This window comes from Ectobacillus funiculus, assembly GCF_004138295.1.
In the GTDB taxonomy this organism is placed as follows: Bacteria; Bacillota; Bacilli; order Bacillales; family Bacillaceae_G; genus Ectobacillus; species Ectobacillus funiculus.
Genome location: NZ_SCFM01000019.1, coordinates 16656 through 41083, shown reverse-complemented (window position 1 = coordinate 41083; position 24428 = coordinate 16656). Strand labels below are relative to the sequence as shown.

Below are 24428 nucleotides of genomic sequence, written 5' to 3'. Positions count from 1 at the left end.
TCTTATAAACGCAATCTACCAAGAGGCCTACATTGGTCTCGTAAGTTAGAAGGGAAGATTTAACATGAATTCACAAACAAGTAATCGCTGGTTGATTGTTCTGGGAACTATTATTGTTCAAATGGGGTTAGGCTCTATTTACACATGGAGCTTATTTAACCAACCATTGGTTGACCACTTTGGCTGGCAATTGAACTCGGTAGCCATTACTTTTTCAATAACAAGCTTTGCTTTAGCTTTTTCAACATTATTTGCCGGCAAACTCCAGGATCACTGGGGCATTCGCCGCTTAATCGTAACTGCAGGCATTGTTTTAGGCGCAGGATTAATCATTAGCTCACAAGTCTCAGCATTATGGATGCTTTACATCATGGCTGGTATTGTGGTTGGATTTGCCGATGGTTCTGCTTACATCACATCATTGTCAAATCTTATTAAGTGGTTTCCGGAGAAAAAAGGGCTTATTTCCGGAATTTCTGTCGGTGCTTATGGAACAGGCAGTTTGCTGTTCAAATACATTAACGGAGCACTAATTCAAAACGTTGGCGTATCTCATACGTTTTTATACTGGGGCATAATCGTGATGATTCTGGTTATAGGCGGTTCATTCTTAGTTCGCGAGGCACAGGTAACAAGTCAGTCCCAGTCCGTTAAAGGGGCACAGGCTAATGACTATACAGTCAAAGAAATGCTTAAAACCAAGGAAGCTTACTTATTGTTTATTATGTTTTTTACTGCATGTATGAGCGGTTTATATCTAATCGGAATTGTAAAAGATATCGGTGTAAGTTTAGCTGGTTTGGATGTGACAACAGCTGCCAATGCCGTAGCATTAGTAGCAATTTTCAATACAATTGGCCGCATTATCCTTGGAGCATTATCTGATAGAGTTGGCCGTTTAAAAGTGGTAGCGGGCGCTTTGTTGATGACCGCAATAGCAGTATCTGTTTTAAGCTTTGTCAAACTAAATTATGGATTGTTCTTTGCGTGTGTTGCAGGAATTGCTTTCTGTTTCGGTGGAAATATAACCATCTTCCCAGCAATTGTTGCTGATTTCTTTGGCTTAAAAAACCAAAGTAAAAACTATGGGATTGTTTATCAAGGGTTTGGGATTGGTGCATTGTCTGGATCATTTATTGCCGCAGCACTTGGCGGCTTTGCTTCTACTTTCACATTCATTGCAGTGTTGAGTATAATCTCAGTAATCATTGCTCTGTTTATAAAGGCACCGGGTCAAAGAGCTGCCTTGAAAAAAGAAAAAAGAAACGAAAAAACTCAAGCCGCATGATTTCGGCTACAAAGATTGGTTAATCTCTGCAAATGGCCTTCACAATTCACTGTATCAGACTAATAATGTACTAAAAGGTATCTCTAAAATAGAGGTACCTTTTATTCGCAAAAACCTCATTTACTTATGATACGGTTCATTCCGGTTAATCCGAAATGCCCGGTACACCTGCTCCAGCAAAATCAGCCTCATCAGCTGATGGGGAAACGTCATCTTTGAAAAAGATAATGTATCATTTGCACGGTTCATTACATCCTTGCTTAGACCTAATGAACCGCCAATAATAAATGCAATTTTACTCTTTCCGTATGTAGCAAGACGATCTAAATCCTTAGCTAATTCCTCGGATGATTTCATTTTTCCTTCAATAGCTAAAGCAATAACATGTGTATCCTCACTGATTTTTTCAAGAATACGGATTCCTTCCTTTTCTTTAACCATCAGCATCTCTGCGTCACTTAAATTTTCGGGAGCTTTTTCATCTGACAACTCCATAATTTCTACCTTGGCATAGGAGGATAGGCGCTTTAGGTACTCGTCAATTCCTTGTTTTAAATATTTTTCCTTTAATTTACCGATTGATATAATTGAGATATTCACAAAAACCCCTACCTTACACATATCTTATCCACAAAAGTTATCAACATATCCACATAATTCATCCACAGGTTCTCTTACTCAATTTCGCTTGAAACAATATATTTCGCATCATGTTGACAATATTCACAGGGCTTTTTTTCATCTCCACTGTTGATAACATTGTGGATAACTGGTGCTACCTCGAACTCATCTACAATAATATCTAGCGCTAGCTCTACATGTTCCTGACAGCATGCAATGTCCATTTTCTCACCTCACTTATCCACAGGATATAATCATAGAAAAAAGCAGATAGAGCTCTAGGAGTTATACCCCTTAAAACACATAAAGAAAACTCGCCGATTGGCGAGCCATGCCCTTGGGCGAAGACAGAGGCGTAGTTGCACTTATACTTTATTCCTAAAATTCCTAACTACGTCGAACTGTCTTCCTGCTAGAAATTTATACTTTCTTAAAGTGCGAGAAAACAGGAGAGAGAGACCTCCCCTGTTTTAATAATTTTCTTCAGCAAGCTTTACTGTTGCCGTTTTTTGTTCACTACCTCGATAGAAGACAATCTTCATTGTATCATTTATTTTCTTACTATACAGGATTGTACGGAATTCAATGATATCATGTACTGGTTTACCATCAACTTCAACAATTACATCATATTCATGCATTCCTTCTCTTGAGGCAGGAGATGGACTTTTCACATCTAGGACACATACCCCCGATGTTACATTGGTCGGCAGCTGTAGTGTTTTTTCCCAGTAATAAGTAGGAATCTCATTAAGTGAACGAAGCTCCACACCTAGGTATGGACGTTTTACCTTACCTGTCTTTTCAAGTTCTTGAATAATAGGAACCGCCCTTGAAATCGGAATAGCAAGGCCGATGCCTTCAACTGCCTCCGTAGCAATTTTCATTGAGTTAATGCCGATCAGCTTTCCATCTACATTTACAAGCGCACCGCCGCTGTTTCCAGGATTGATTGCAGCATCAGTTTGCAGTACCTCAACCTGCCAATCATAATGGCCATCATTATCCAGATCCACAGGCAAGATACGTTCAGTTGCTGAAATAATACCTTGTGTAACCGTACCGGAAAATTCTAAGCCTAGTGGATTTCCAATCGCAATAGCAGGTTCACCGCGCTGCACCTTAGTAGAGTCTCCAATCTCAATGACCTTTGCTGCATATTTCTCATCCATTTGCAGCACAGCCAAATCCGTGACAACATCACTTCCTAAGATATCTGCTGGTACTTTTTTACCATCGCTTAGACTGATTTCAATTCGGTTCGCACCTTCTACAACATGATGGTTTGTGACCACATATGCCTTTCCATTCGCTTTTTTATAAATGACACCTGAACCGGTTCCTGCTTCAGCATCTTCCTCTGAAAAACTATCTCGTTGAATGTTAATTACTCCAACAACAGCTTCTGATGCTTTATCCACAGCACTGACAAAGCCGGAACGAATATCTTCTGTACTCGATGCGACGTTTTGTGTGAGCGGAGCTGTGTAGGACTTCACTTCACTTGTTTTTACTTGTACTTGTCCCTCGTTTCGAGGCGGATTGAGCCTTGAAAAGGTTGGTACCGCAAAAGCAAACAAGGTAGCACCTACAAGCGTGCCCGCTACACCTGAAATGACAACATTTCTGCTAAAACGTCCTGTCTTTCCTCTTCTTCGTTCCTTGCTTTCATATTCATGTTCATCAAAAAAAGACATATTTGCTCACCTATCCTTCCGAAAACATCCATGATTCCCTCTTATTGTTCGCTAAAAGAGAGAATTATACGTATTGAATTTTCGTTGGATTTTTAGGATCTGTGTCATGCAGCTGGAGAGCCCTCCCAATCTCAAATCCTTTTCCTTCAAGCACCTGAGAAACAGACAGCCGAGCCAGCTCCTTCATGTTATTATCCTGGCTTAGGTGAGCTAAATATATATGCTTTGTATTATCTGTAATCACTTCCGCCATTGCTAGAGCTGCATCCTCATTAGAAACGTGACCTACATCACTCAGGATGCGCCTCTTTACACTCCACGGGTAACGACCCATTCGAAGCATTTCTACATCATGATTACTTTCAAATATAAAAGCATCTGCTCCTTTAATAATGCCTTTCATCCGATCACTTACATATCCTGTGTCTGTAATAAGGACCAGCTTTTTGCCAGCATGATGAAATACATAGAACATTGGCTCAGCTGCATCATGCGATACGCCAAAGGATTCTACGTCTATGTCTCCAAATGATTGAACAGCACCAACAGGAAAGACAAATTTCTGTTCAGTCGGTACTTCACCAATAAGATGCTCCATTGCCTTCCATGTTTTTTCATTTGCGTAAATTGGCAATTTATATTTTCGTGCCAGCACACCAAGCCCTTTAATATGGTCACTATGTTCATGCGTCACTAGAATTCCGGCAACTTCCTGTATATCAGCACCAACTTGTTTAAAGAGAGCCTCTGCTGCCTTTCCGCTCAACCCGGCATCTACTAAAAGCTTCTGCTTATCTGTTCCTGCATATAGCATATTTCCTGTACTTCCACTGGCAAGTACACTGAAACGTAAACTCATTTCACTTCACTCCATTGTGTGTTATCCTTGCCCATTCGAATAATTTGTCCTTCAATCGCATTTACGAAATAGTCATCTTTCCCATTCAACACAAAATGCCATGTTGGGGCAATAACCTGAAACCCGGAGGATGAAGGAATAACGACTGTATAATATCCTAATTCTACCTTTGTTACACGGCTTCCTGATTCAATCTCTCCCTTTAAATACAAGGTCTTTAAAGCTTTTGTTGCTGTAATAATCTCCTGAGCCTTACTCTCTCCACCCATTTCTTTTACATCTGTCAACATTGTTTGTGTATAGGACACAATCTCATTTTTTTCATTTATATCAGCAACAATTGCTGCATACTGGTTATGAAAAATGTTCTTTCCTTTGAATTGCTGAAAAAAGTAAATCTTTTTCTCCTTCTCATCAAGCTTCCAGTATTTATACTTTGTTCCATCCAAAACAGAGTCGCGCAGGAACTCTTCGAAAAAATAACCTTTATCAGTTTTTGGAATTTCAATAGGATCCTTAAGGCTACTATGGATAGTTTTCGAATCTAACAGGACGACTGTTTGTCCTTTTAAAGAACTGGTTTCTTCCTCGTGAAATTCCCTGCTCTTTCCTGTAATATAAGCAGCCTGAGCAGGCTCCTTTGGCAAATCCACATGCGTAATTTTATTTGCCGCAAGCTGTTCTTCAATATTTTCTTCCACCATTATTTCTAGTTGGCTATTGTTGCGTTTTTGAATAAATTGAAAAAAGAGGAAGATATCTAGGATTAGGAATGTGATAATAAAAATGGTTTTGATCTTATTCCAATCCAACGAGTTCTCCCCCTTTCTCTGCATCCCATTCTATCTTCTTATAGGAATCACCATAGGAGATATACCAAATAGGATTAAGCTTCACTCCAATAACCTTTTCTCCATTCAGCCCTACATCAGGCTCTAGCTCATATCCAACTGCAATATTTTTAATCTCCTTCATACTATCTTTTGCATTTTGTTGTATAAAGGAAAGAATAGTTCTTCCTGAAGGCAGCTCTACTATCGTATCTTCCTCTTTTTTTACAAATAACCAAAATAGAGGACGCTTAAAGGAACGAATCTCGTTCAATCCCCAGCCGAGCTTTAAAGAAGACATGCCGTCTGTATTGAAAACAGGAAAACTATTATCAGCATGCAGACGAAATACAGTCTCCCCCTTCCCAGGTATCACATTGTATAAGCGATAGGAGTCTGTCCAGCCACCATGATTATTAATAAAGTCAATACTCTGTTGAACAAGCGGCGCACCTGTTAGAACTTCCTTCTGGGAAACAGATGAATTCTCATATTCAAGCATTTGCGTAGTATTAAAAATGCGAAGAAGACGGGTCCCATCCGTATACATTTCCCATGAGCTTGTTTTATCTTGTTTCACATAGCGCGGATCCGTGAACAAAATGTTTTGAAACATTTCTTCGTCAAGGTCACTTGTTACATAAAACATCTGCTTCATATTCACATTATCTTCTGGCAGAAATATCGCTCGCGTTTCATTTATAGCATACATAAAATATTCATCTGCTTGTCCAGCAAACTCATTGCTTGTATTAACTAAATCCTTCACTGCAATTCCCTTTAAGGTCGCGCTGTAAATCTTCCGGCTCTCATAAGAAACAAAAAAGGCTTGCACCTCATCCTTGCTATTTTCATTTGGATATAAGTTAATGAGCAATCGATCAAAAGTTTGTGGCTCCATATCCTTTTCTTGAATGGAAAAAAGGTTTTTGAACACTTCAAACGGAATCTCCGCTGGGAAGACAAATTCTACTCTATTTTTGGCGTGTACAAAAGAGAGGAATTGACTTTTAGGTATTTTATAAGAAACATCCTTAAAGTTGTCAAATTCCCCTTGCTCCAAAATTTTATAAGCCGGATTAATACGAAGAATTTGCTCGCTCGCATAATGCTCAAGCCCCTTATGCACAATCATTTGAGATGGAAAAATAATTGCTGATAAATCCTTTTTTGTCACAGAGGGAACATCCTGAATATATTTCTCGTTCTGTACCATACTTGAATCAGGCTGGTACGTCCACAGGTTATATGTCAGAAAGATACTGATCACCACTAAATTTAAAAGCAAAATGGTCTTAAAATTCTCCATGCTCATTCCCAATCATCCTCTTGATCCCGTTCCATCGGAAGAGTGAAGTAAATGGTCGTTCCTTTCCCTTCCTCACTCTTTGCCCAGATTGCTCCGCCATGCGCCTGTACCATTTCCTTTGCAATTGCTAAACCAAGTCCAGTACCCCCAAGCTGTCGGGATCTCGCTTTATCCACACGATAAAAGCGATCAAATATTTTATTCACATTCTCTTTTGGAATTCCCATTCCCTGGTCACTTATACTCACTTCAAGCGCTTCTCCTCTATCACGAAGACGATATGTAACCGTGCCCCCTTCTGGAGAATACTTTAAAGCATTTGAGATAATATTATATAAAACCTGCGTAATCTTATCCTCATCAATTTCAATAAATCGTGCCTTTTTGGAGAATGCCCGTTTAAAGGTGACATTTTGCTCCTTTGACATCTCAAATCGTTCAATAATACGGTTGAAAAATTCGGTAAAATCTACCCATTCCTTCATAAGATGATATTCTGTGCTATCCATTTTAGAAAGGCGCAACAGGTCATTTACTAGCCGAATCATACGCTCAGTCTCATCCTGCGCGACAGAAAGAAACCTTGGGGCAATTTCAGCGTTTTGCCAAGCTCCTTCACTTAGAGCTTCCAAATAGCTCCTCATCGTAGTGAGCGGCGTGCGAAGCTCATGTGAGACATTTGCAACAAATTCTCTTCGCTCACGATCAATTCGTTCCTGTTCAGTTACATCATATAAAACTGCAATCAGGCCATTTGATTTTCCAGTTTCCTTTTGAATTACTGAAAAACTTGCCCGTAGAATATAATGCTCATCTCTTGTACTATAATCTAAAATAACAGAGTCTGGTTCCTCATATAGATTATCAAGTGTATACTCCTCTTCAATACCGAGTATCTTAGTAATTGGCTGATCAAGCGCTGTTTCACGTGAAACATTCAATAGCTTCTCAGCTGGATCGTTCAGCAGGATGATATATCCTTTTCTATCTGTAGCAATTACTCCATCAGTCATATGCGACAACACAGATATTAATTTGCGTCGTTCACTTTCTGTTGAAGCCCGTGCTTGCCGTAGTTTTTTAGAAAGATTGTTAAAGGCCAATGCAAGCTGTCCAATTTCGTCGTAGCCGTAAACCTTTACCTTACGTGAGTAGTTTCCCTTTGCCATTTCTACAGCTTGCCTTCGCATCTCAGAAATAGGACGGGTAATGGTTTGGGCAAGAAGAATACCTAGCACTGCAGTTACTAGAAGCGCAATCACCGTTCCTGTTGCAAAAATTTGATTGATTTGCCGCATCTGTCCATATACATCTTCCATAGAAGCCATTGTGTAAATAACAGCAACTGTTTTTCCATTTTCTTTTACCGGAACTGTGGTAATTTGCATACGCTTTCCATCAGAAGGTTGGATTTCCATCTTTTTATCAGATGCACCCGATAAGAGAGTTCGTTTGACAAGGATATCTGTCGTTTTCTTTCCAACAATCCCTTGATTGTATTGATCTGATGTAGCAAGTACAATACTGCTTTCATTAATTACCTGAACTTCCCGAATGTCATCCCTTGAACTAGAAGCAAAATCCTGCAGCAAGCTTTTTATGTCCGTTGCCGTTGTATCCGTCTTTTCACGTTTCTTTACTAGTTCTTGCTGCACATTATATGCCAACAGGTCTGTACGCTTCGTTAATGAATCTTGAAAATTTGTTAAAAGCTTCTGCTCTAATTCATTTACAAAGTACACACCAATAACTTGTGTAGCAAGTAAGATGAGAAGCATATAAATTAAAACAAATTTCAAATGAATTGATTGAAAAAATCCAACTTTTTTCATGAATTACTCCTGTTCCGGGTCACGGAGATAATAGCCGACTCCTCTTCTTGTCACAATTAAAGTAGGATGACTTGGATTATCCTCAATCTTTTCACGCAAGCGACGTACCGTGACATCCACTGTACGCACGTCACCAAAATAATCATATCCCCATACGGTTTGCAACAGGTGTTCACGCGTCATAACTTGTCCTAGATGCTTTGCCAAGTAATGAAGCAGTTCAAATTCCCTGTGTGTCAGTTCAATATTTTCCTCTCGCTTCATCACACTGTATGCATTTGAATTAATTACAATTGGTCCAACTGTAACCTCTATATTTTCTTCCTTCTCGTTTCCACCGCCTTGTTGGTGGCGTCGAAGATTGGCTTTGACACGTGCCAGTAATTCCCGTGTGCTAAACGGCTTGGTCACATAATCATCTGCTCCCAGTTCTAAACCAAGCACTTTATCAATTTCAGAATTTTTCGCAGTCAACATGATAATTGGCATTTCGAAGTTCTTTCGTACTTCACGGCAAACTTCTAATCCATCCTTTCCGGGAAGCATAATGTCCAACAATATCATATCTGGTTGTTCAGACTGTACCTTTTCAATTGCCTCTTCTCCATCATGAGCTAACACGATTTCAAATCCTTCTTTTTCCAGATTGAACTTTAAAATATCAGCAATTGGTTTTTCATCATCCACTACTAAAATCTTTTTTCCCATCATATTGCTTTATCCCTCCCAGACGCTATTTTTACACAAAAGCCCCTAGCTATTACTGCTAGAGGCTCATCTATTATCTATTGTAAAAGAATTATCTTTGTTTGTAAAACTGAAGTCGCTTCATCCCAAAGGGAGCAAACACATCATTTCCTCTAGAAATTCATGTACATGAATATACCTTGTCAAATGTTCCATACCTTCTAAGAAAAACCCATCGACTGGCGAGCCCCATTCTTGGGCGAGGACAGAGACATAGTTGCACTTACACTTTGCTTCTAAAATTTCCTGCTACGTAGAATTCACCTCTAGCTGGAAACTTACACATTTTCTTAAAGAGCAAAAAATGAAAGGACATCAAGCTTTATCTACTTAATGTCCTTGAAGTGGCTCGGGACGGAATCGAACCGCCGACACGAGGATTTTCAGTCCGCTGCTCTACCGACTGAGCTACCGAGCCAAAATATCTATGTAAAACCGTAATACGGTGAAACAAGAATGGCGGTCCCGACGGGGATCGAACCCGCGATCTCCTGCGTGACAGGCAGGCATGTTAACCGCTACACCACGGAACCATGAATAAATATTAAAAAAGTGACCCGTACGGGATTCGAACCCGTGTTACCGCCGTGAAAGGGCGGTGTCTTAACCGCTTGACCAACGGGCCACATTAAAATGGTGAGCCATGAAGGACTCGAACCTTCGACCCTCTGATTAAAAGTCAGATGCTCTACCGACTGAGCTAATGGCTCTTATTGTGAATAAGATACTAGTCTTGAAAAGCGATAATTCACTCTCAAAAAATATACTAATTTTTTAACGACAAGATATATCTTATCATATTACTCAAATAGAAATCAAGTATTTTTTTATTTTTTAAACTCACTGATTGTCAGGCCCCAAATTTTTGCGAAAACAGAGGCATAGTTACACTTACACTTTGTTGCTAAAGTTTCCTGCCACGTCGAATTCACTTCTAGTTAGAAATGTATCCTTTTTTATAAGTGTCAAAAGGAAAGAACCCAGAAGAGTAGGGCTCTTTCCCTGACTAAATATACAACATTTTTCGACAATATTCAATGCTTTTCTGTGATCCTTATACTCCGTACACGTTTCGAATTATATTTGTTTGGTTGCGATCTGGACCTACAGAAAATACTGATAAAGTAATACCTGTTAATTGAGATATACGCTCTACATAATGTCTCGCATTTTCTGGAAGATCACTCAATGTTTTTGCGCCTGTAATGTCTTCTGTCCAACCTGGAAGCTCTTCATAAACAGGCTCACATTCACCAAGAATCTTTAAGCTGGCTGGGAATTCATGAACCACTTCGCCTTTATACTTATAAGCAACACAAATTTTTAGTGTTGGAATTCCTGTTAATACGTCAATCGAATTTAGGGATAAATCTGTAATTCCGCTTACACGGCGTGCATGACGAACAACTACACTGTCAAACCAACCTACGCGGCGTGGACGACCAGTTGTTGTACCATACTCACGGCCTACCTCACGAATTTTATTTCCGATTTCGTCATGAAGCTCAGTTGGGAATGGACCATCACCTACACGTGTCGTATATGCCTTAGACACACCAACTACACGTTGAATTTTAGAAGGACCTACACCAGAACCAATTGTTACGCCGCCTGCAGCTGGGTTGGAAGATGTAACAAACGGATACGTACCTTGATCGATATCAAGCATAACGCCTTGTGCTCCTTCAAACAATACGCGACGGCCTTCATCCAGCGCATCGTTCAATACAACCGATGTATCACAAACATATTTTTTAATTTGCTGACCATACTCAAAATACTCTTCAAAAATGTCTTCAATTTTGAAACCTTCTGCATCGTACATTTTTTCGAATAAGCGGTTCTTTTCAGCTAAATTACGCTCTAGCTTTGTATAAAACTCTTCGCGGTCCAGAAGATCTGCGATACGAATCCCAATCCGTGCAGCTTTATCCATATAAGCCGGTCCGATCCCTTTTTTTGTCGTTCCGATTTTATTGTCTCCCTTACGCTCTTCTTCAAGCTCATCCTGTTTCAAGTGATATGGCAGAATTACATGGGCACGGTTGCTGATGCGCAGATTGTCCGTACTCACTCCATGACCGTGTAAATATGCAAGCTCTTCTACCAACGCCTTCGGATCAACTACCATACCGTTTCCGATTACGCAAATTTTTTCTTTATAAAAAATACCAGATGGAATTAAGTGAAGTTTATAACGTTCTCCACCAAACACAATTGTATGACCTGCATTATTTCCACCTTGGTAACGTGCAACTACCTCTGCATGCTGAGAAAGAAAATCGGTAATTTTCCCTTTTCCTTCGTCTCCCCATTGCGTTCCTACCACTACTACTGAAGACATTCAAAGCACCTCCACAAATTTAAAACGAACTCAAACAATACCATTTTACCAAAATGATGAAAGAAGTCAACGAAAAAACGAACATTTTAATTTTTGACATTAACCTTCGTTCGTAAGATACCTTGTTATTTTAAAGAAAATTTGCTGACTGGCGAGCCGTTAGAAGAAAACAAAGGTACAGTCGCCCTTAGGCTGTATTCCTAAAGTTTCCTACTGCATCGAATTGGCTGCCAGTTGAAAATAGCACTTTCTTACAGGGCAAAAAAAGAACACATCCTTATCATGCGATGTGTTCTTTTTTTTATGCTGGCGGTGCTGCACCTTCATCATATCGTCGGTCTAAATTCACAAACTTATTATATTCTTTTACAAAAGCAAGCTGCACTGTGCCAACAGGACCATTACGCTGCTTCGCAATAATAATTTCAATAGTATTTTTATTTTCTGTCTCACGCTCATAATAGTCTTCACGATATAAGAAGGCAACAATATCAGCATCCTGCTCGATACTTCCAGATTCTCGAATGTCAGACATCATCGGACGTTTGTCCTGACGCGATTCTACTCCACGTGATAGCTGTGATAAGGCAATAACAGGAACCTGCAGTTCCCTTGCGAGTGCCTTAAGGGATCTGGAAATTTCCGACACTTCCTGTTGACGATTTTCACCAGACTTTCCACTTCCCTGGATAAGTTGGAGATAATCTATCAAAATCATGCCTAGACCACTCTCCTGTTTCAAACGGCGGCATTTTGCACGAATTTCACTTACACGAATTCCTGGCGTATCATCAATATAAATCCCGCCATTCGCTAAGCTCCCCATTGCCATTGTGAGCTTTGCCCAATCCTCAGCTGTTAATGCCCCTGTACGTAAACGCTGTGCATCAATATTTCCTTCTGCGCAAAGCATACGCATAACAAGCTGATCAGATCCCATCTCTAAACTAAAGATAGCTACATTTTCATCCGTTTTCGTCGCTACATTTTGCGCAATATTCAAAGCAAATGCTGTTTTACCTACAGAAGGACGGGCAGCGACGATGATTAAATCATTCCGCTGAAACCCAGCTGTCATTTTATCTAGCTCGATAAACCCTGTCGGAATACCTGTAATATCACCTTTACGATTATGCAGCGTTTCAATCTTATCATATGCCGCAACGAGAACATCCTTTATATTTTGGAACCCTTTTGTATTTTTGCGCTGGGATACCTCTAAGATTTTCCGTTCTGATTCATTTAATAAACCTTCTACATCATCTTCACGTGTGTAGCCATCTGTTGCAATGGTTGTAGCTGTTCGGATAAGGCGGCGCAAGATTGATTTCTCTTCTATAATCCTTGCGTAATACTCAACATTCGCCGCTGTAGGAACAGCATTTGCCAAGTCCGCTAAATAAGAAACACCGCCGACTTCCTCCAGCAGGTTTTGATCTGCAAGCTCGGCGGTTACTGTCACCAAATCAATTGGCTCCCCCTTATTGGAGAGAGCCAACATCATTTCAAATATTTTTTGGTGGGCTGCACGATAGAAATCCTCTGGTCTTAGCATTTCTGAAGCCGGTGTTAACGACTCTGGTTCTAAAAACACAGCTCCTAAAACAGCCTGTTCAGCTTCTATATTTTGCGGAGGGGTACGATCAGCAAATAAATCACTCATAGTTATCCATCCTCCTTTAAAGAAAACTCGTCGATTAGCAAGCCGTTAGGCGAAGACAGAGACGTAGTTGTCCTTACACTATATCCCTAAAATTCCCAAGTGTACCAAATGACCTCTAGCTGGAAATTTATCCTTTCCTACAGCGATATAAAGCTGCGCCTTACTGCTCAGTTACATGTACCTTTAATGTTGCTGTTACTTGCGGGTGAAGCTTTACTGGGACATTTGTATGCCCTAACGTACGAATCGCATCATGCAACTCAAATTTACGTTTATCAACCTTGAAACCATGCGCCTTTTGCAACTCCTCAGCAATTTGCTTGCTCGTAATGGAACCGAACAATCGACCGCCTTCTCCAGACTTTGCTTTTAAGTTGACTGTCAATGTTTCTAAGGTTTCTTTCAATTTTTTGCTATTTTCAAGCTCCTGCTCTGCTTCCTTTTCTTCCTTACGCTTCTTTGCATCCAATGTGCTCACATTTGCATTTGTAGCTTCAACTGCTAATCCCTGCTTTAAAAGGAAGTTTTGAGCGTAGCCATCTGCTACATTTTTAACCTCACCTTTTTTTCCTTTGCCTTTTACGTCTTTTAAAAAGATAACCTTCATTCCTTTGTCCCTCCCTGAAGATATTCATCTATAACAGCTTTAAGCTGATTTTCTGCTTCTGTAATGGATGTATGATGCATTTGTGTAGCAGCATTCGTTAAATGTCCACCCCCGCCGAGGGCCTCTAAAATAATTTGGACATTAATTTCTCCAAGTGAACGCCCACTCATGCCTATCATTTGTTCTGTTCGTTTGGCAATTACAAAAGAGGCTACTACGCCTGTCATCGTTAAAAGCGTATCTGCAGCCTGGGCAATCAATACTTGGTCATGAAGCTGCCCTTCCTCCGCTGTAGCGATGGCAATGCCGTTTTTATAAATGTACGCATTTTGAAGTGTTTTGGCAATCTTTAAATACTGGTTCATATCCTCTTTCAGGAGCTTTTGAACTAAAACAGTATCCGCTCCATGAGAACGAAGATAGGAAGCTGCATCAAATGTACGAGAACCTGTGCGGAAGGTAAAGCTTTTGGTATCTACAATAATACCAGCCAACAATGCGGTCGCCTCAAGCATGCTCATTTTCAGGCGCTTTGGTTGATATTCCAATAACTCTGTAACAAGCTCAGCAGTTGAGGAGGCATATGGCTCCATATACACAAGAAGTGGATCTTCAATAAAATCCTCTCCACGGCGATGATGGTCAATCACTACAACATTTTCAATTGTACTTAATAATTGTGGCTCAATCACCATAGACGGCTTATGTGTATCTACAATAACGAGGAGCGATTCATCCGTAGCAAGCTCAAGCGCTTGTTCTGGGCTAATGAACCGAGACCAAAGCACAGGCTGCTGCTTAAGCTCTTCAATGAGCCGCTTCACACCCTTATCGAGGCCTTGTTCATCTAAAACAATATATCCTTCGCGTTCATTCAGTTCCGCAACCTTTAAAATACCGATCGCAGCTCCTAGAGCATCCATGTCAGGTAATTTATGACCCATAATGATAATATTATTGCTTTCAAGTACAAGATCCTTTAAGGCATGGGAAATCACACGTGCCCTAACCCTTGTTCGCTTCTCTATCGGGTTGGTTTTACCACCGTAAAATTTCACCTTTCCTGTCGCCTGTTTAACAGCCACCTGGTCGCCTCCGCGGCCTAATGCAAGATCAAGCCCAGATTGTGCCATTACGCCTAATTCTGGAAGCTCAAGGGCTCCTGAACCGACACCAATACTTAATGTAAGTGGAATATTGCGTTTCGCTGTTTCCTCGCGCACTTGGTCCAAAATATCAAATTTACTCTTCTCCACCTGCAGCAAAATACTTTCATTCAATACAACGAAAAAGCGCTCAGAGGAAACACGCTTTAAATACATACCATATTTCAGTGCCCAACTATTTAAAATTGCAGTAACATGACTGGTAATATTTGTTCTTTGCTGATCATCAAGTCCTTGTGTTACTTCGTCATAATTATCCAAGTAAATGACAGCTAGCACTGTTCTTTGATCCTCATACATTTTTTCAATGTGCGTCTGCTCTGTTACATCGAAAAAATAAATAAGCTTTTCCTCGCGCCGCACAAACACACGAAACTTCCGCTTATTTAATGTAATAACATCAGCAATCATTTCTTGCTTCACAAGTAACAACAACGCCTCTGACAAGTCATACAAATGCCATCCAGCCAGGGATTGATGACCAAAGCAGGAAGTTAAATAAGGGTTTGCCCAGTCAATTCCATACTCCTTGTTGTATAGCAGAATCCCAATCGGCATTTGATTCAATGCTTCGTCACTTACTTTCTTAACTCTTGTAATCATATCAGACGTATATTGTTCTAGATTTTTCCGAAATGCCAATTCAAACTTGATTAAAACCAATACAATCAAGCAAAAAAGGAAGGAGGCAGCCACACCAAATATCCAGTTGTAATATACGAGAACTGTAACTAACAAGAGAGTTAAGAGCGTTAGGGCATAAATAGGATAAAGAAACTTTTGTTTCTTATAAAATTCAGGCATACGTTCAACTCCTATAAAAAACTTGACGAACTATACATCTGAAAGAGCCTTGTAAACATGCCTCTTTTAAACCCCACTCCTTGTATAAGAGCATTTTGTGCTATACACGTTTTTCTAGCCTATTCCGAAGTCCAAAACCTAAATCTATTATACCTAAGAAACTTACGAGAGAAAATAAAATGGTCATTAATAACGAAACAACAAAAAGTATAATTGGGAATGCCTTAGGATAGCCCTTGCTATGAGACCAGAAGGCTATAAATGAGAAACCTTGTGCTGCCATAATCCATTGAAGCAGAAAGTTCAAATTTAATAAAGCAATATATAAGTATGTTCCTTCCTCTGCCTTATAAAACATAGTTATAATGAGAAAAAGAACATAATACCAAAGAACACTTTTAGGAAATTGAATATCACGAAATGGCGGCCAAGGCTGTACAGGATTTCTTAAGCGCTTTAAAACTGGAGCCGCAATCAACTGAGTGAACCAAGCCATCATTAATCCACTTGCAACAACTAACATCGGTAACAGGTAACCAATTAGCCCTAGCGTTTGCTTTAATTGTTTCATCTGCTCTTCATTCACTTGAGCACCGGTTGCTTTTGTAATTTGTTCAGCCTGTTGAATGGACTGATTAAATACGTCCTTTAATTCAGTGATAAAGTTATAATGCAGCAGTTGTATACTCACAATATATAACACAACGATATTTACTATGTAAATAAGAGTTCCTGCAAGCAAAATTTCTAAAGGCTTTCTGTTCCTTTTATACATACTTCCAAACACAATTCCAGCTGTCCCAAACATCACAGTATTTGTGATAGTAAGTGGTGAGCTGACAATCATTGTCACTAAGGAAGCCACTGCCACCAGAATGAGACTACGCTTCACATCATAACGTATCGAAAATAAGATAAACGGGAGCGGTAATGCTAATGAAATGAAAAAATTCAGTATTGGTATATAAAGGGATGCCAGCAGCAAAATAATGTAGACTGCTAATAAGACTGCCCCTTCTGTGATAAACCTCGTATTTTTCATGCGTTTTCCTCGCTTCATTTACTTATTCCTTCTCTATTTTAACCGTTTTCTTTCATAGATTAAACAAGAAAGAAGTTAATAAAACAACAAAATGCACAGTAGAGGATGCCCTTTACTGTGCATTTTTTAACGTTCTTATTCTGCAACGTATGGTAAAAGTGCCATTTGACGAGCACGTTTAATCGCAACTGTAAGTTTGCGTTGGTATCTTGCGCTAGTACCTGTTACACGACGAGGTAAAATCTTACCACGCTCAGATACGAAACGTTTTAAAAGATCAAGATCTTTGTAATCAATTTTAGTGATGCCATTTGCAGTGAAGTAGCACACTTTACGACGTTTTGCACGTCCGCCTTTACGTCCACCAGCCATTTCAAATTCCCTCCATTCTTTTGTTATAGTAAGCCGATCTATATATTAAAATGGTAAATCATCGTCCGAAATATCAATCGGTTGACCTACATTGGCAAACGGGTCATCATTTCTCTGGAAATTAGATTTCCCTTGGTTTCCAGCTGGAGCGCCGCCTCCGTACGATGGATTTTGCGGTCCTTGATTTCCGTAATTGCCAAAGGATTGTGGCTGCTGATTGAACGAACCACGCTGTTCCCCATTCGCTGCGCCTGACCTTGTCTCTAAGAACTGTACGCTATCTGCAACAACTTCTGTTACATACACACGCTTCCCATCTTGTCCCTCATAGCTACGAGATTGAAGACGGCCATCCACACCGGCAAGGCTGCCCTTTTTCAAAAAGTTTGCTACATTCTCTGCTGGTTTGCGCCATACAACACAGTTAATAAAATCAGCTTCGCGTTCGCCCTGCTGATTTGAAAATGCGCGATTCACAGCCAGCGTAAAAGTAGCTACCGCGATGCCATTTGGCGTGTAACGCAATTCCGGATCTTTAGTTAAACGACCGACGAGTACTACGCGATTCATCATCCGAACCACTCTCCCTCAAAAATATATCTTATTCTTCTTCACGCACAACGATGTGGCGAATGATATCTTCGCTAATTTTCGCTAAACGCTCGAATTCTTGAACTGCAGCTGCAGGTGCGTTTACTTTAGATAGCATGTATACGCCCTCGCGGAAGTCGTTGATTTCGTAAGCTAAGCGGCGTTTTCCCCACTCTTTTACGTTTGCAATTTCCGCACCGTTTGTTGTTAAAACATTGGCGAAACGCTCAACTAATGCTTTTTGAGCTTCCTCTTCCATGTTCGGGCGGATGATGTACATAATCTCATACTTTTTCATCCTAATGTCACCTCCTTTTGGACTAAACGGCCCACTAATGGGCAAGGAGCAATTTTTGTAATTACTCACAAGTCTAGATTATATCATAGTAGGTTAGGGGAATCAACTAGCTGAAAAAGAAAAGTGAAACGAGTCTAGCTTCCCTCTAAGGATAGGAAGGTTAAGGCCTGTCTGTTACTACTTAATTTTTCACTCGCTGATTGGCGAGCCCTACCTATACTTTACCCCTAAAATTTTTCACTACGTCGAATTGTCTCCAGCTAGAAATTTATACTTCCTGAAAGTGCAAAATAAAACAGCATGTCTTATGCCAAAAGCAAAGAACATGCCATTTCATTAAAAAGCATTCTTATACATTAAAACGGAAGTGTACCACATCTCCGTCCTTCATAATATACTCTTTTCCTTCTAAACGTACTTTTCCAGCTTCACGAGCAGCAGTCATTGAGCCATTCTGAAGCAAATCATCATAAGATACTGTTTCTGCTCGGATAAAGCCTCTTTCAAAATCAGTATGAATAATCCCCGCACATTGAGGTGCCTTCATTCCTTTACGGAACGTCCATGCACGAACCTCTTGTACACCTGCTGTAAAATACGTAGCAAGACCAAGCAAATGGTAAGCTGCTCGAATCAATTGATCCAACCCGGATTCTTCAATCCCTAATTCTTCTAAGAAGGCCTTTTTCTCTTCATCATCCAATTCTGAGATTTCAGCTTCAATTTTTGCGCAAACAACAATAACTTCTGCATTATCCTTCGCAGCAAATTCTTTAACCATTTGTACATACTCATTACCTGAAGGATCGATAATATCATCTTCTCCGACATTTGCTACATATAGCATCGGCTTAATTGTTAAAAGATGAAGAGCTCTGACAACCTTCATTTCTTCTTCTGTAAATTCTACTGTACGAGCAGGCTGATCTTTTTCAAATGCGTCCTTCAAACGAACTAAAATATCATGCTCATATGCTGCTTCCTTATCCTTTTGCTTAGCCAGCTTAGCAACACGGTCAATTCTCTTTTCTACTGATTCCAAGTCTGCCAAAATTAATTCCAAGTTAATCGTCTCAATATCCGCAATTGGATCTACTTTACCAGATACATGTGTAATATTTTCATCTTCAAAGCAGCGAACAACTTGGCAAATTGCATCCACTTGACGAATATGAGATAAGAACTTATTCCCTAATCCTTCTCCCTTACTCGCACCCTTTACAATACCAGCAATATCAGTGAACTCAAACACAGTCGGAACTGTTTTCTTCGGCTGTACAAGCTCGGTAAGCTTATTCAAACGGTGATCCGGTACTTCTACAATCCCTACGTTCGGGTCAATTGTACAGAATGGATAATTGGCGGATTCTGCACCTGCTTGCGTAATTGCATTAAACAGCGTTGACTTCCCTACGTTTGGTAAGCCAACGATCCCAGCTGTTAATCCCATTGCTTTCACTCCCATAAGTAATCTTTCATCATTATAGATAGTAATACATGAAATGACAAGCATAGAAACAGCCGCACAAGGCGGCTGCTCAAGCTTCACTATCTTCTTGTCTAACAAGTACCTTCTTTAGTTTTCGATCAAATTCCCGCCGCGGAATTAAAACAGAATGAGAGCAGCCTTCACACTTAACCCGAATATCCATTCCCATTCGAATAATTTTCCAGCGGTTTACTCCACATGGATGAGGCTTTTTCATTTCCACAACATCATTTAAATCATATTGCTTCTGCTCCATAATCTCTAAACTCCTCTTGCTTAATATCAGTTCGCCTGCTTTGTTTCATTCCCTTGACGACTATATAGAACCATACGCGGGTATGGAATTTCGATTCCATTTTCATCAAGCCGCAGCTTAATTTCCTTACGTAATGCTCTTGAAACAGCAAAATGCTGCATCGGCTGTGTTTCACAAGTGACACGAAGCGTGACTTCTGAATTCCCTATCTGCTGAACTCCCAATAACTCCGGACGTTTCACCATTTGCTCATAGCGCATAGGAAGCTCATCTAATAAGTCTTCTATTACTCGTTCTGCATGATGAATATCGCTCTCGTAGGAAATGCTTATATCAACAAATGCTACACTATTATTTAAAGAGAAATTTGTTACTTCCTTAATATTCCCATTTGGAAGAATATGTAATTCACCCGTCCAATTTTTGATTTTCGTTGTACGCAATCCAATTTCTTGGATAGTTCCTTCAAAATTGCCTACTCGAACATAGTCACCTACTGAAAACTGATCCTCTAATAAAATAAAGAAGCCGGTAATTACATCACGAACTAAGTTTTGTGCACCAAATCCAACGGCCAGCCCAACGACACCAGCTCCCGCAATTAATCCTTTTGTATCAATACCGAGTACTCCAAGAATCATAACAATCACAACAAAAAACACTGCATAAGTAAGAACATTTTCCAATAATTTAGCAATCGTGGCCAGTCGACGTTCCGACATTTGGAGCGGGTTCCTTGTTTTGATTTTAAAGGCTTTTTGAATAATTGCCCGCCCAGCGCGAATTACCACACTCGCTGCCGCAATAATAAAGATAATTTTAAGAATTGAAATTCCAGTTCTTTGCCATAAAGTAGGATCTAGAAGATAGGCTGTAAATTTTACATACAAATTATCGAGCTCAGTCATTTTAACCTGCCTTTCTCTTATTTCGGTTATCGAATCCACTCCTTATTGTAACAGAATTCCTGATTTGCTTCTAAAACATTCTGATGACAGGTTCTTTATTTTTTATACAAACAGGTATAAATTGGAATTATTTTTTATATACTGATAACATTACAATAAAGGGTGGATGCTTGTGAATTTAGAAACGCTGAAGAAAAATCCTTTCTTTGATAAGGGACCACAATCTGTTTTCTACCATGAAACAGCAGCTGGAGATCGCTTAAGTCGTTTATTGTCCGTCCATCTTACAGAAAAAATAACAAATCCTATTGTTCTTGTTTGTATCGGAACAGATCGTTCTACAGGAGATTCCCTTGGTCCGCTCGTTGGTTCCAAACTCTCTGAACGAAGCTTAGAGAATTTCAATGTATTCGGGACCTTAGAGGACCCTGTTCATGCCCTGAACCTAGAAGAAACTCTCCTATCTATCAAAAAACAATATGTACAACCTTTTGTAATAGCACTCGATGCATGTCTTGGCAAAGCTCAAAGCATTGGCGCAATTTCTGTTGGCCAAGGCCCAAGCAGGCCTGGTGCAGCAATGAATAAAAAACTTCCTCCTGTTGGAAACATACACATCCATGGTGTTGTGAATATTCAAGGATTCATGGAGTTTTTTGTATTACAGAACACAAGGTTAAATCTAGTAATGAAAATGGCTGATGTTATTGCTGCGGGCATTCAAAAAACAGATCGGTATCTGACAGTATCCAAAAAAATAAACCATCTATGAGGATGGTTTATTTCTTATTTTCTCCAGCAAGAAGGTCCAGAATACGCTGTAAGTCTTCTTCACTAAAGAAATCAATTTCTATTTTACCTTTTTTGCTGCCTTTGCTAATTTTAACAGCTGTTCCAAAATGATCACGAAGGAAGGATTCCTGTTCTTGAAAAAAGATATTTTTCTCCTTTTTATCCTCTTTTGTTTCACGTGAAACATCTTGATTTATCCGTTGAATAAGCTGCTCTAATTGCCTTACATTAAGGCCCTCTTTTTCAATCTGCTTTACAACAGTTGCTATTTTCGTTTTATCTTTTAAGCCTAACAAAGTTCTTCCATGTCCCATAGAAAGAGTTCCATTTGAGATCAGCTGTTGAATATCCTCAGGAAGGGAGAGGAGGCGTATATGATTAGAAATATGCGGTCTACTTTTTCCAAGACGTTTTGCCAACTGATCCTGAGTGAGTTTTAATTCATCCATTAACAGCTGATAGGCAGACGCTTCTTCCATCGGTGTTAGATCTTCCCGCTGTAGATTTTCCAGCAACGCCAATTCCATCATTTGCTGGTCTGTCAAACCTCTTATCACAACAGGTACAGTTTCTAAGTTTGCTTCCTTCGCAGCCCGGAATCTTCGTTCTCCTGCTACAATTTCATAACCTTTAATACTCTTCCTCACAATAATAGGCTGTATAATGCCATATTCAAGAATAGATTCTTTTAATTCTTGAATCGCTTCTTCCTGAAAGTGTTTTCGCGGTTGGTATGGATTGGGCCGCAGCTGGTTAATTGCAATTTCCTTCACAGCTTCTTCTTCCGTGACATCCAAATCCGGAAATAAAGCTTGAATTCCCTTTCCAAGGCCTTTAGCCACCTGTAATCACTTCCTTTGCTAAATCTAAGTACACTTCTGAACCTCTTGACTTAGCATCATATAACATAATTGGTTTGCCATGACTTGGTGCCTCACTTAAACGAACATTTCTCGGAATAACGGAGCGATACACCTTATCCCTAAAATATTTCTTCACCTCATCGATTACTTGAAGACCAAGATTTGTTCTAGCATCAAGCATTGTTAAAAGGACTCCTTGAATAGCAAGCTCTTTGTTTAAATGCTTTTGTACAAGCCGAACAGTATTTAAAAGTTGGCTGAGTCCTTCCATAGCGTAATATTCACATTGGACAGGGATGATAACTGAATCAGAAGCTGTTAATGCATTAATTGTCAGTAGTCCGAGAGAAGGAGGACAGTCAATAATGATGTAATCATACTCATCTCGAACAGGCTGAAGGGCACGTTTCAGACGAATCTCCCTTGATATTGTCGGTACAAGTTCAATTTCTGCTCCTGCCAATTGAATAGTTGCTGGAAGAATATCCAGATCTTTTACTGTAGTCGGCTTTATAATAGCTCGAATATCCTGGTCCTCTACAAGCACATTATATACGCATTGCTCTATAGCTGCTTTATCTATGCCAACTCCCGTAGTTGCATTCCCTTGTGCGTCAATGTCAACAAGAAGAACCTTTTTCCCTAAACAAGCTAAACCGGCACCTAAATTCACGGAAGTTGTTGTTTTTCCAACTCCCCCTTTTTGATTCGCAATTGAAATGATAGTTCCCATGTTGTCACCTACTTTCAACTTTCTGTCCGTTCTGTTAGCAGACACCATTCTTATTGTAACACGAACGAGCCTGCTTTCATTTTTATTTCTGTATTTAACTTCAAAATCTCATTCGTAATCTCCTGCTTTTTAGATTATAAAATATCTAAAGAAAACTTGCTGATTGGCAAGCTGATAGACGAAGACAGAGGCGCAGCCCTACTTATACTGTATTCTTAAAATTCCTCGCTACGTCAAGTTCACTTCTGGCTAGAAATTTATACTTTCCTACAGTGTAAAGAAAACTTGCCGATCGGCCAGGGATCCTCAAAAAGTTATATTTTCAGTGTAAAAAAGACTTCTCCGTTGGATAGGAAAAGTCTTTTAGCTACTTAATTCTATTACTTCTTTGGAATTGTAATTGTAATCTGATAATACTCCTCAAATTCCTTTTCTTCAGCATTTACCTGTAATCCACTGTTCGACACCATTTCTAATGATTGACGAATTGTGTTCATTGCAATGCGTGTATCCCGACTAAAAGCCTTTCGTTTCTGCTTCGCCTTAGCTTTAGGAGCAGTCATTTCTAAAAGCCTTTCAACCCGCTCCTCAGTTTGCTTCACATTTAACTGCTTTTCCTCGATTTCTTGTAATACCTTTAACTGCTGTTCTTTATTTTTTAATGGAATGATAGCACGTGCATGACGTTCTGTAATTCTTTTCTCTAATAGGGATTGTTTTACTTCCTCTGGGAGCTTTAACAGCCGAAGCTTGTTTGCAACAGTTGATTGTCCTCTTCCGAGACGTTGCGCAAGAGCTTCCTGCGTTAAATCATGCAGCTCTAATAACTTTTGATAAGCAAAGGCCTCTTCAATAGCTGTTAACTCTTCTCGCTGCAGGTTTTCAATTAAAGCAACCGAAGCGGTTTCTGTATCACTCATATTTTTTACAACAGCCGGAATAGTCTCCCATCCCAGCTTTGTAACGGCCCGAAATCTTCTTTCCCCGGCAATAATCTCATATTGTCCCATACCATACGCACGAACGACAATAGGTTGGATGATACCATGTGTTCGAATAGTAAGAGCAAGTTCCTCAATTCTTCTATCATCAAAAACAGTGCGTGGTTGATAGCGGTTTGGAATAATATCTGCAATAGGAATTTGCTTTATCTCTTCGCGCGCTTCCTCATGCAGGGTTATTTCTGTGTCCCTCTCTCCAAATCCAAATAGACGGGAGAACGTATTCTTCATTGTACTCCACCACCCTTAACTCCTATTGGATACTTTCTCTATATAAAGTGTTTCAGGTAAAACACCATTGTGAGTATGTACATAT

General features: G+C 39.8%; 24 protein-coding genes and 4 tRNA genes. 2 read left to right on the top strand and 26 right to left on the bottom strand.

What is annotated here, in order from left to right; genetic code table 11:
* Positions 1-64: 64 nt before the first annotated feature.
* On the top strand, positions 65-1288 hold the full coding sequence (locus EP737_RS14275) for an L-lactate MFS transporter (protein ID WP_129728648.1): 1224 nt from the start codon (positions 65-67) through the stop codon (positions 1286-1288).
* Positions 1289-1408: 120 nt separating this feature from the next.
* Here EP737_RS14275 and rlmH read toward each other — a convergent pair whose 3' ends face one another.
* The 23 genes from rlmH to EP737_RS14160 form a co-directional block, all read right to left on the bottom strand.
* The gene (rlmH, locus tag EP737_RS14270; RefSeq protein ID WP_129728647.1) at positions 1409-1888 is read right to left on the bottom strand and encodes a 23S rRNA (pseudouridine(1915)-N(3))-methyltransferase RlmH; all 480 of its coding nucleotides are present in this window, start codon (positions 1886-1888) and stop codon (positions 1409-1411) included.
* Positions 1889-1962: 74 nt separating this feature from the next.
* Entirely contained in the window at positions 1963-2133 is a 171-nt protein-coding gene (locus EP737_RS14265; RefSeq protein ID WP_129728646.1) for a CxxH/CxxC protein, read from the bottom strand.
* A gap of 246 nt (positions 2134-2379) precedes the next feature.
* Entirely contained in the window at positions 2380-3606 is a 1227-nt protein-coding gene (locus EP737_RS14260) for a S1C family serine protease (RefSeq protein ID WP_129728645.1), read from the bottom strand.
* Between the two features lie 64 nt (positions 3607-3670).
* The gene (locus EP737_RS14255; protein ID WP_129728644.1) at positions 3671-4465 is read right to left on the bottom strand and encodes an MBL fold metallo-hydrolase; all 795 of its coding nucleotides are present in this window, start codon (positions 4463-4465) and stop codon (positions 3671-3673) included.
* Entirely contained in the window at positions 4462-5277 is an 816-nt protein-coding gene (locus tag EP737_RS14250; RefSeq protein ID WP_129728643.1) for a two-component system regulatory protein YycI, read from the bottom strand. Before EP737_RS14250 ends, EP737_RS14255 begins: the two co-directional genes overlap by 4 nt.
* Complete coding sequence (locus tag EP737_RS14245) at positions 5264-6610, bottom strand: YycH family regulatory protein (protein ID WP_129728642.1); 1347 nt, start codon at positions 6608-6610, stop codon at positions 5264-5266. The genes EP737_RS14250 and EP737_RS14245 overlap by 14 nt, the downstream gene beginning before the upstream one ends.
* The gene (walK, locus tag EP737_RS14240) at positions 6607-8436 is read right to left on the bottom strand and encodes a cell wall metabolism sensor histidine kinase WalK (RefSeq protein WP_129728641.1); all 1830 of its coding nucleotides are present in this window, start codon (positions 8434-8436) and stop codon (positions 6607-6609) included. The genes EP737_RS14245 and walK overlap by 4 nt, the downstream gene beginning before the upstream one ends.
* 3 nt (positions 8437-8439) lie before the next feature.
* Positions 8440-9147 carry a response regulator YycF gene (yycF, locus tag EP737_RS14235; RefSeq protein ID WP_129728640.1) on the bottom strand — a complete coding sequence of 236 codons (708 nt, stop codon included), beginning with the start codon at positions 9145-9147 and terminating at the stop codon, positions 8440-8442.
* Between the two features lie 381 nt (positions 9148-9528).
* A tRNA-Phe gene (locus EP737_RS14230) sits at positions 9529-9601 on the bottom strand.
* A gap of 39 nt (positions 9602-9640) precedes the next feature.
* Positions 9641-9716, bottom strand: a tRNA-Asp gene (locus EP737_RS14225).
* A 20-nt stretch (positions 9717-9736) separates the two neighbouring features.
* A tRNA-Glu gene (locus EP737_RS14220) sits at positions 9737-9808 on the bottom strand.
* 9 nt (positions 9809-9817) lie between these two features.
* A tRNA-Lys gene (locus EP737_RS14215) sits at positions 9818-9893 on the bottom strand.
* 344 nt (positions 9894-10237) lie between these two features.
* Positions 10238-11527 (bottom strand): adenylosuccinate synthase, encoded by a 1290-nt coding sequence (locus tag EP737_RS14210; RefSeq protein ID WP_129728639.1) that lies wholly within the window; start codon positions 11525-11527, stop codon positions 10238-10240.
* A gap of 301 nt (positions 11528-11828) precedes the next feature.
* Positions 11829-13190, bottom strand: a complete 1362-nt coding sequence (dnaB, locus tag EP737_RS14205; RefSeq protein WP_129728638.1) for a replicative DNA helicase — start codon at positions 13188-13190, stop codon at positions 11829-11831.
* Between the two features lie 160 nt (positions 13191-13350).
* On the bottom strand, positions 13351-13797 hold the full coding sequence (gene rplI, locus EP737_RS14200) for a 50S ribosomal protein L9 (protein WP_129728637.1): 447 nt from the start codon (positions 13795-13797) through the stop codon (positions 13351-13353).
* Positions 13794-15767, bottom strand: a complete 1974-nt coding sequence (locus EP737_RS14195; RefSeq protein ID WP_129728636.1) for a DHH family phosphoesterase — start codon at positions 15765-15767, stop codon at positions 13794-13796. The genes rplI and EP737_RS14195 overlap by 4 nt, the downstream gene beginning before the upstream one ends.
* A 100-nt stretch (positions 15768-15867) precedes the next feature.
* Positions 15868-16827, bottom strand: a complete 960-nt coding sequence (locus EP737_RS14190; RefSeq protein ID WP_129728635.1) for a YybS family protein — start codon at positions 16825-16827, stop codon at positions 15868-15870.
* 117 nt (positions 16828-16944) lie between these two features.
* On the bottom strand, positions 16945-17181 hold the full coding sequence (gene rpsR / locus EP737_RS14185; protein WP_129728634.1) for a 30S ribosomal protein S18: 237 nt from the start codon (positions 17179-17181) through the stop codon (positions 16945-16947).
* 45 nt (positions 17182-17226) lie between these two features.
* The gene (gene ssb, locus EP737_RS14180; protein ID WP_129728633.1) at positions 17227-17754 is read right to left on the bottom strand and encodes a single-stranded DNA-binding protein; all 528 of its coding nucleotides are present in this window, start codon (positions 17752-17754) and stop codon (positions 17227-17229) included.
* Positions 17755-17782: 28 nt separating this feature from the next.
* On the bottom strand, positions 17783-18070 hold the full coding sequence (gene rpsF, locus EP737_RS14175) for a 30S ribosomal protein S6 (RefSeq protein WP_129728632.1): 288 nt from the start codon (positions 18068-18070) through the stop codon (positions 17783-17785).
* Positions 18071-18419: 349 nt separating this feature from the next.
* Positions 18420-19520 carry a redox-regulated ATPase YchF gene (gene ychF, locus EP737_RS14170; protein WP_129728713.1) on the bottom strand — a complete coding sequence of 367 codons (1101 nt, stop codon included), beginning with the start codon at positions 19518-19520 and terminating at the stop codon, positions 18420-18422.
* 88 nt (positions 19521-19608) lie between these two features.
* A complete protein-coding gene (locus EP737_RS14165) occupies positions 19609-19815 on the bottom strand; it encodes a DUF951 domain-containing protein (protein ID WP_129728631.1) in 207 nt (68 codons plus the stop codon).
* A 26-nt stretch (positions 19816-19841) separates the two neighbouring features.
* Positions 19842-20723: a mechanosensitive ion channel family protein gene (locus EP737_RS14160; RefSeq protein WP_129728630.1), complete on the bottom strand. Its 882-nt coding sequence runs from the start codon at positions 20721-20723 to the stop codon at positions 19842-19844.
* 172 nt (positions 20724-20895) lie between these two features.
* Between EP737_RS14160 and yyaC the strand changes: the two genes are divergently transcribed.
* Positions 20896-21495 carry a spore protease YyaC gene (yyaC, locus tag EP737_RS14155; protein WP_129728629.1) on the top strand — a complete coding sequence of 200 codons (600 nt, stop codon included), beginning with the start codon at positions 20896-20898 and terminating at the stop codon, positions 21493-21495.
* 7 nt (positions 21496-21502) lie between these two features.
* On the opposite strand, the gene EP737_RS14150 is transcribed toward yyaC, so the two are convergent.
* The 3 genes from EP737_RS14150 to noc all read right to left on the bottom strand — a co-directional run bounded on the left by EP737_RS14150 (position 21503) and on the right by noc (position 24343).
* On the bottom strand, positions 21503-22357 hold the full coding sequence (locus tag EP737_RS14150; RefSeq protein ID WP_129728628.1) for a ParB/RepB/Spo0J family partition protein: 855 nt from the start codon (positions 22355-22357) through the stop codon (positions 21503-21505).
* Positions 22350-23111 carry a ParA family protein gene (locus tag EP737_RS14145; RefSeq protein WP_129728627.1) on the bottom strand — a complete coding sequence of 254 codons (762 nt, stop codon included), beginning with the start codon at positions 23109-23111 and terminating at the stop codon, positions 22350-22352. Before EP737_RS14145 ends, EP737_RS14150 begins: the two co-directional genes overlap by 8 nt.
* 380 nt (positions 23112-23491) lie before the next feature.
* Positions 23492-24343 (bottom strand): nucleoid occlusion protein, encoded by an 852-nt coding sequence (gene noc, locus EP737_RS14140; protein WP_129728626.1) that lies wholly within the window; start codon positions 24341-24343, stop codon positions 23492-23494.
* Positions 24344-24428 lie beyond the last annotated feature (85 nt).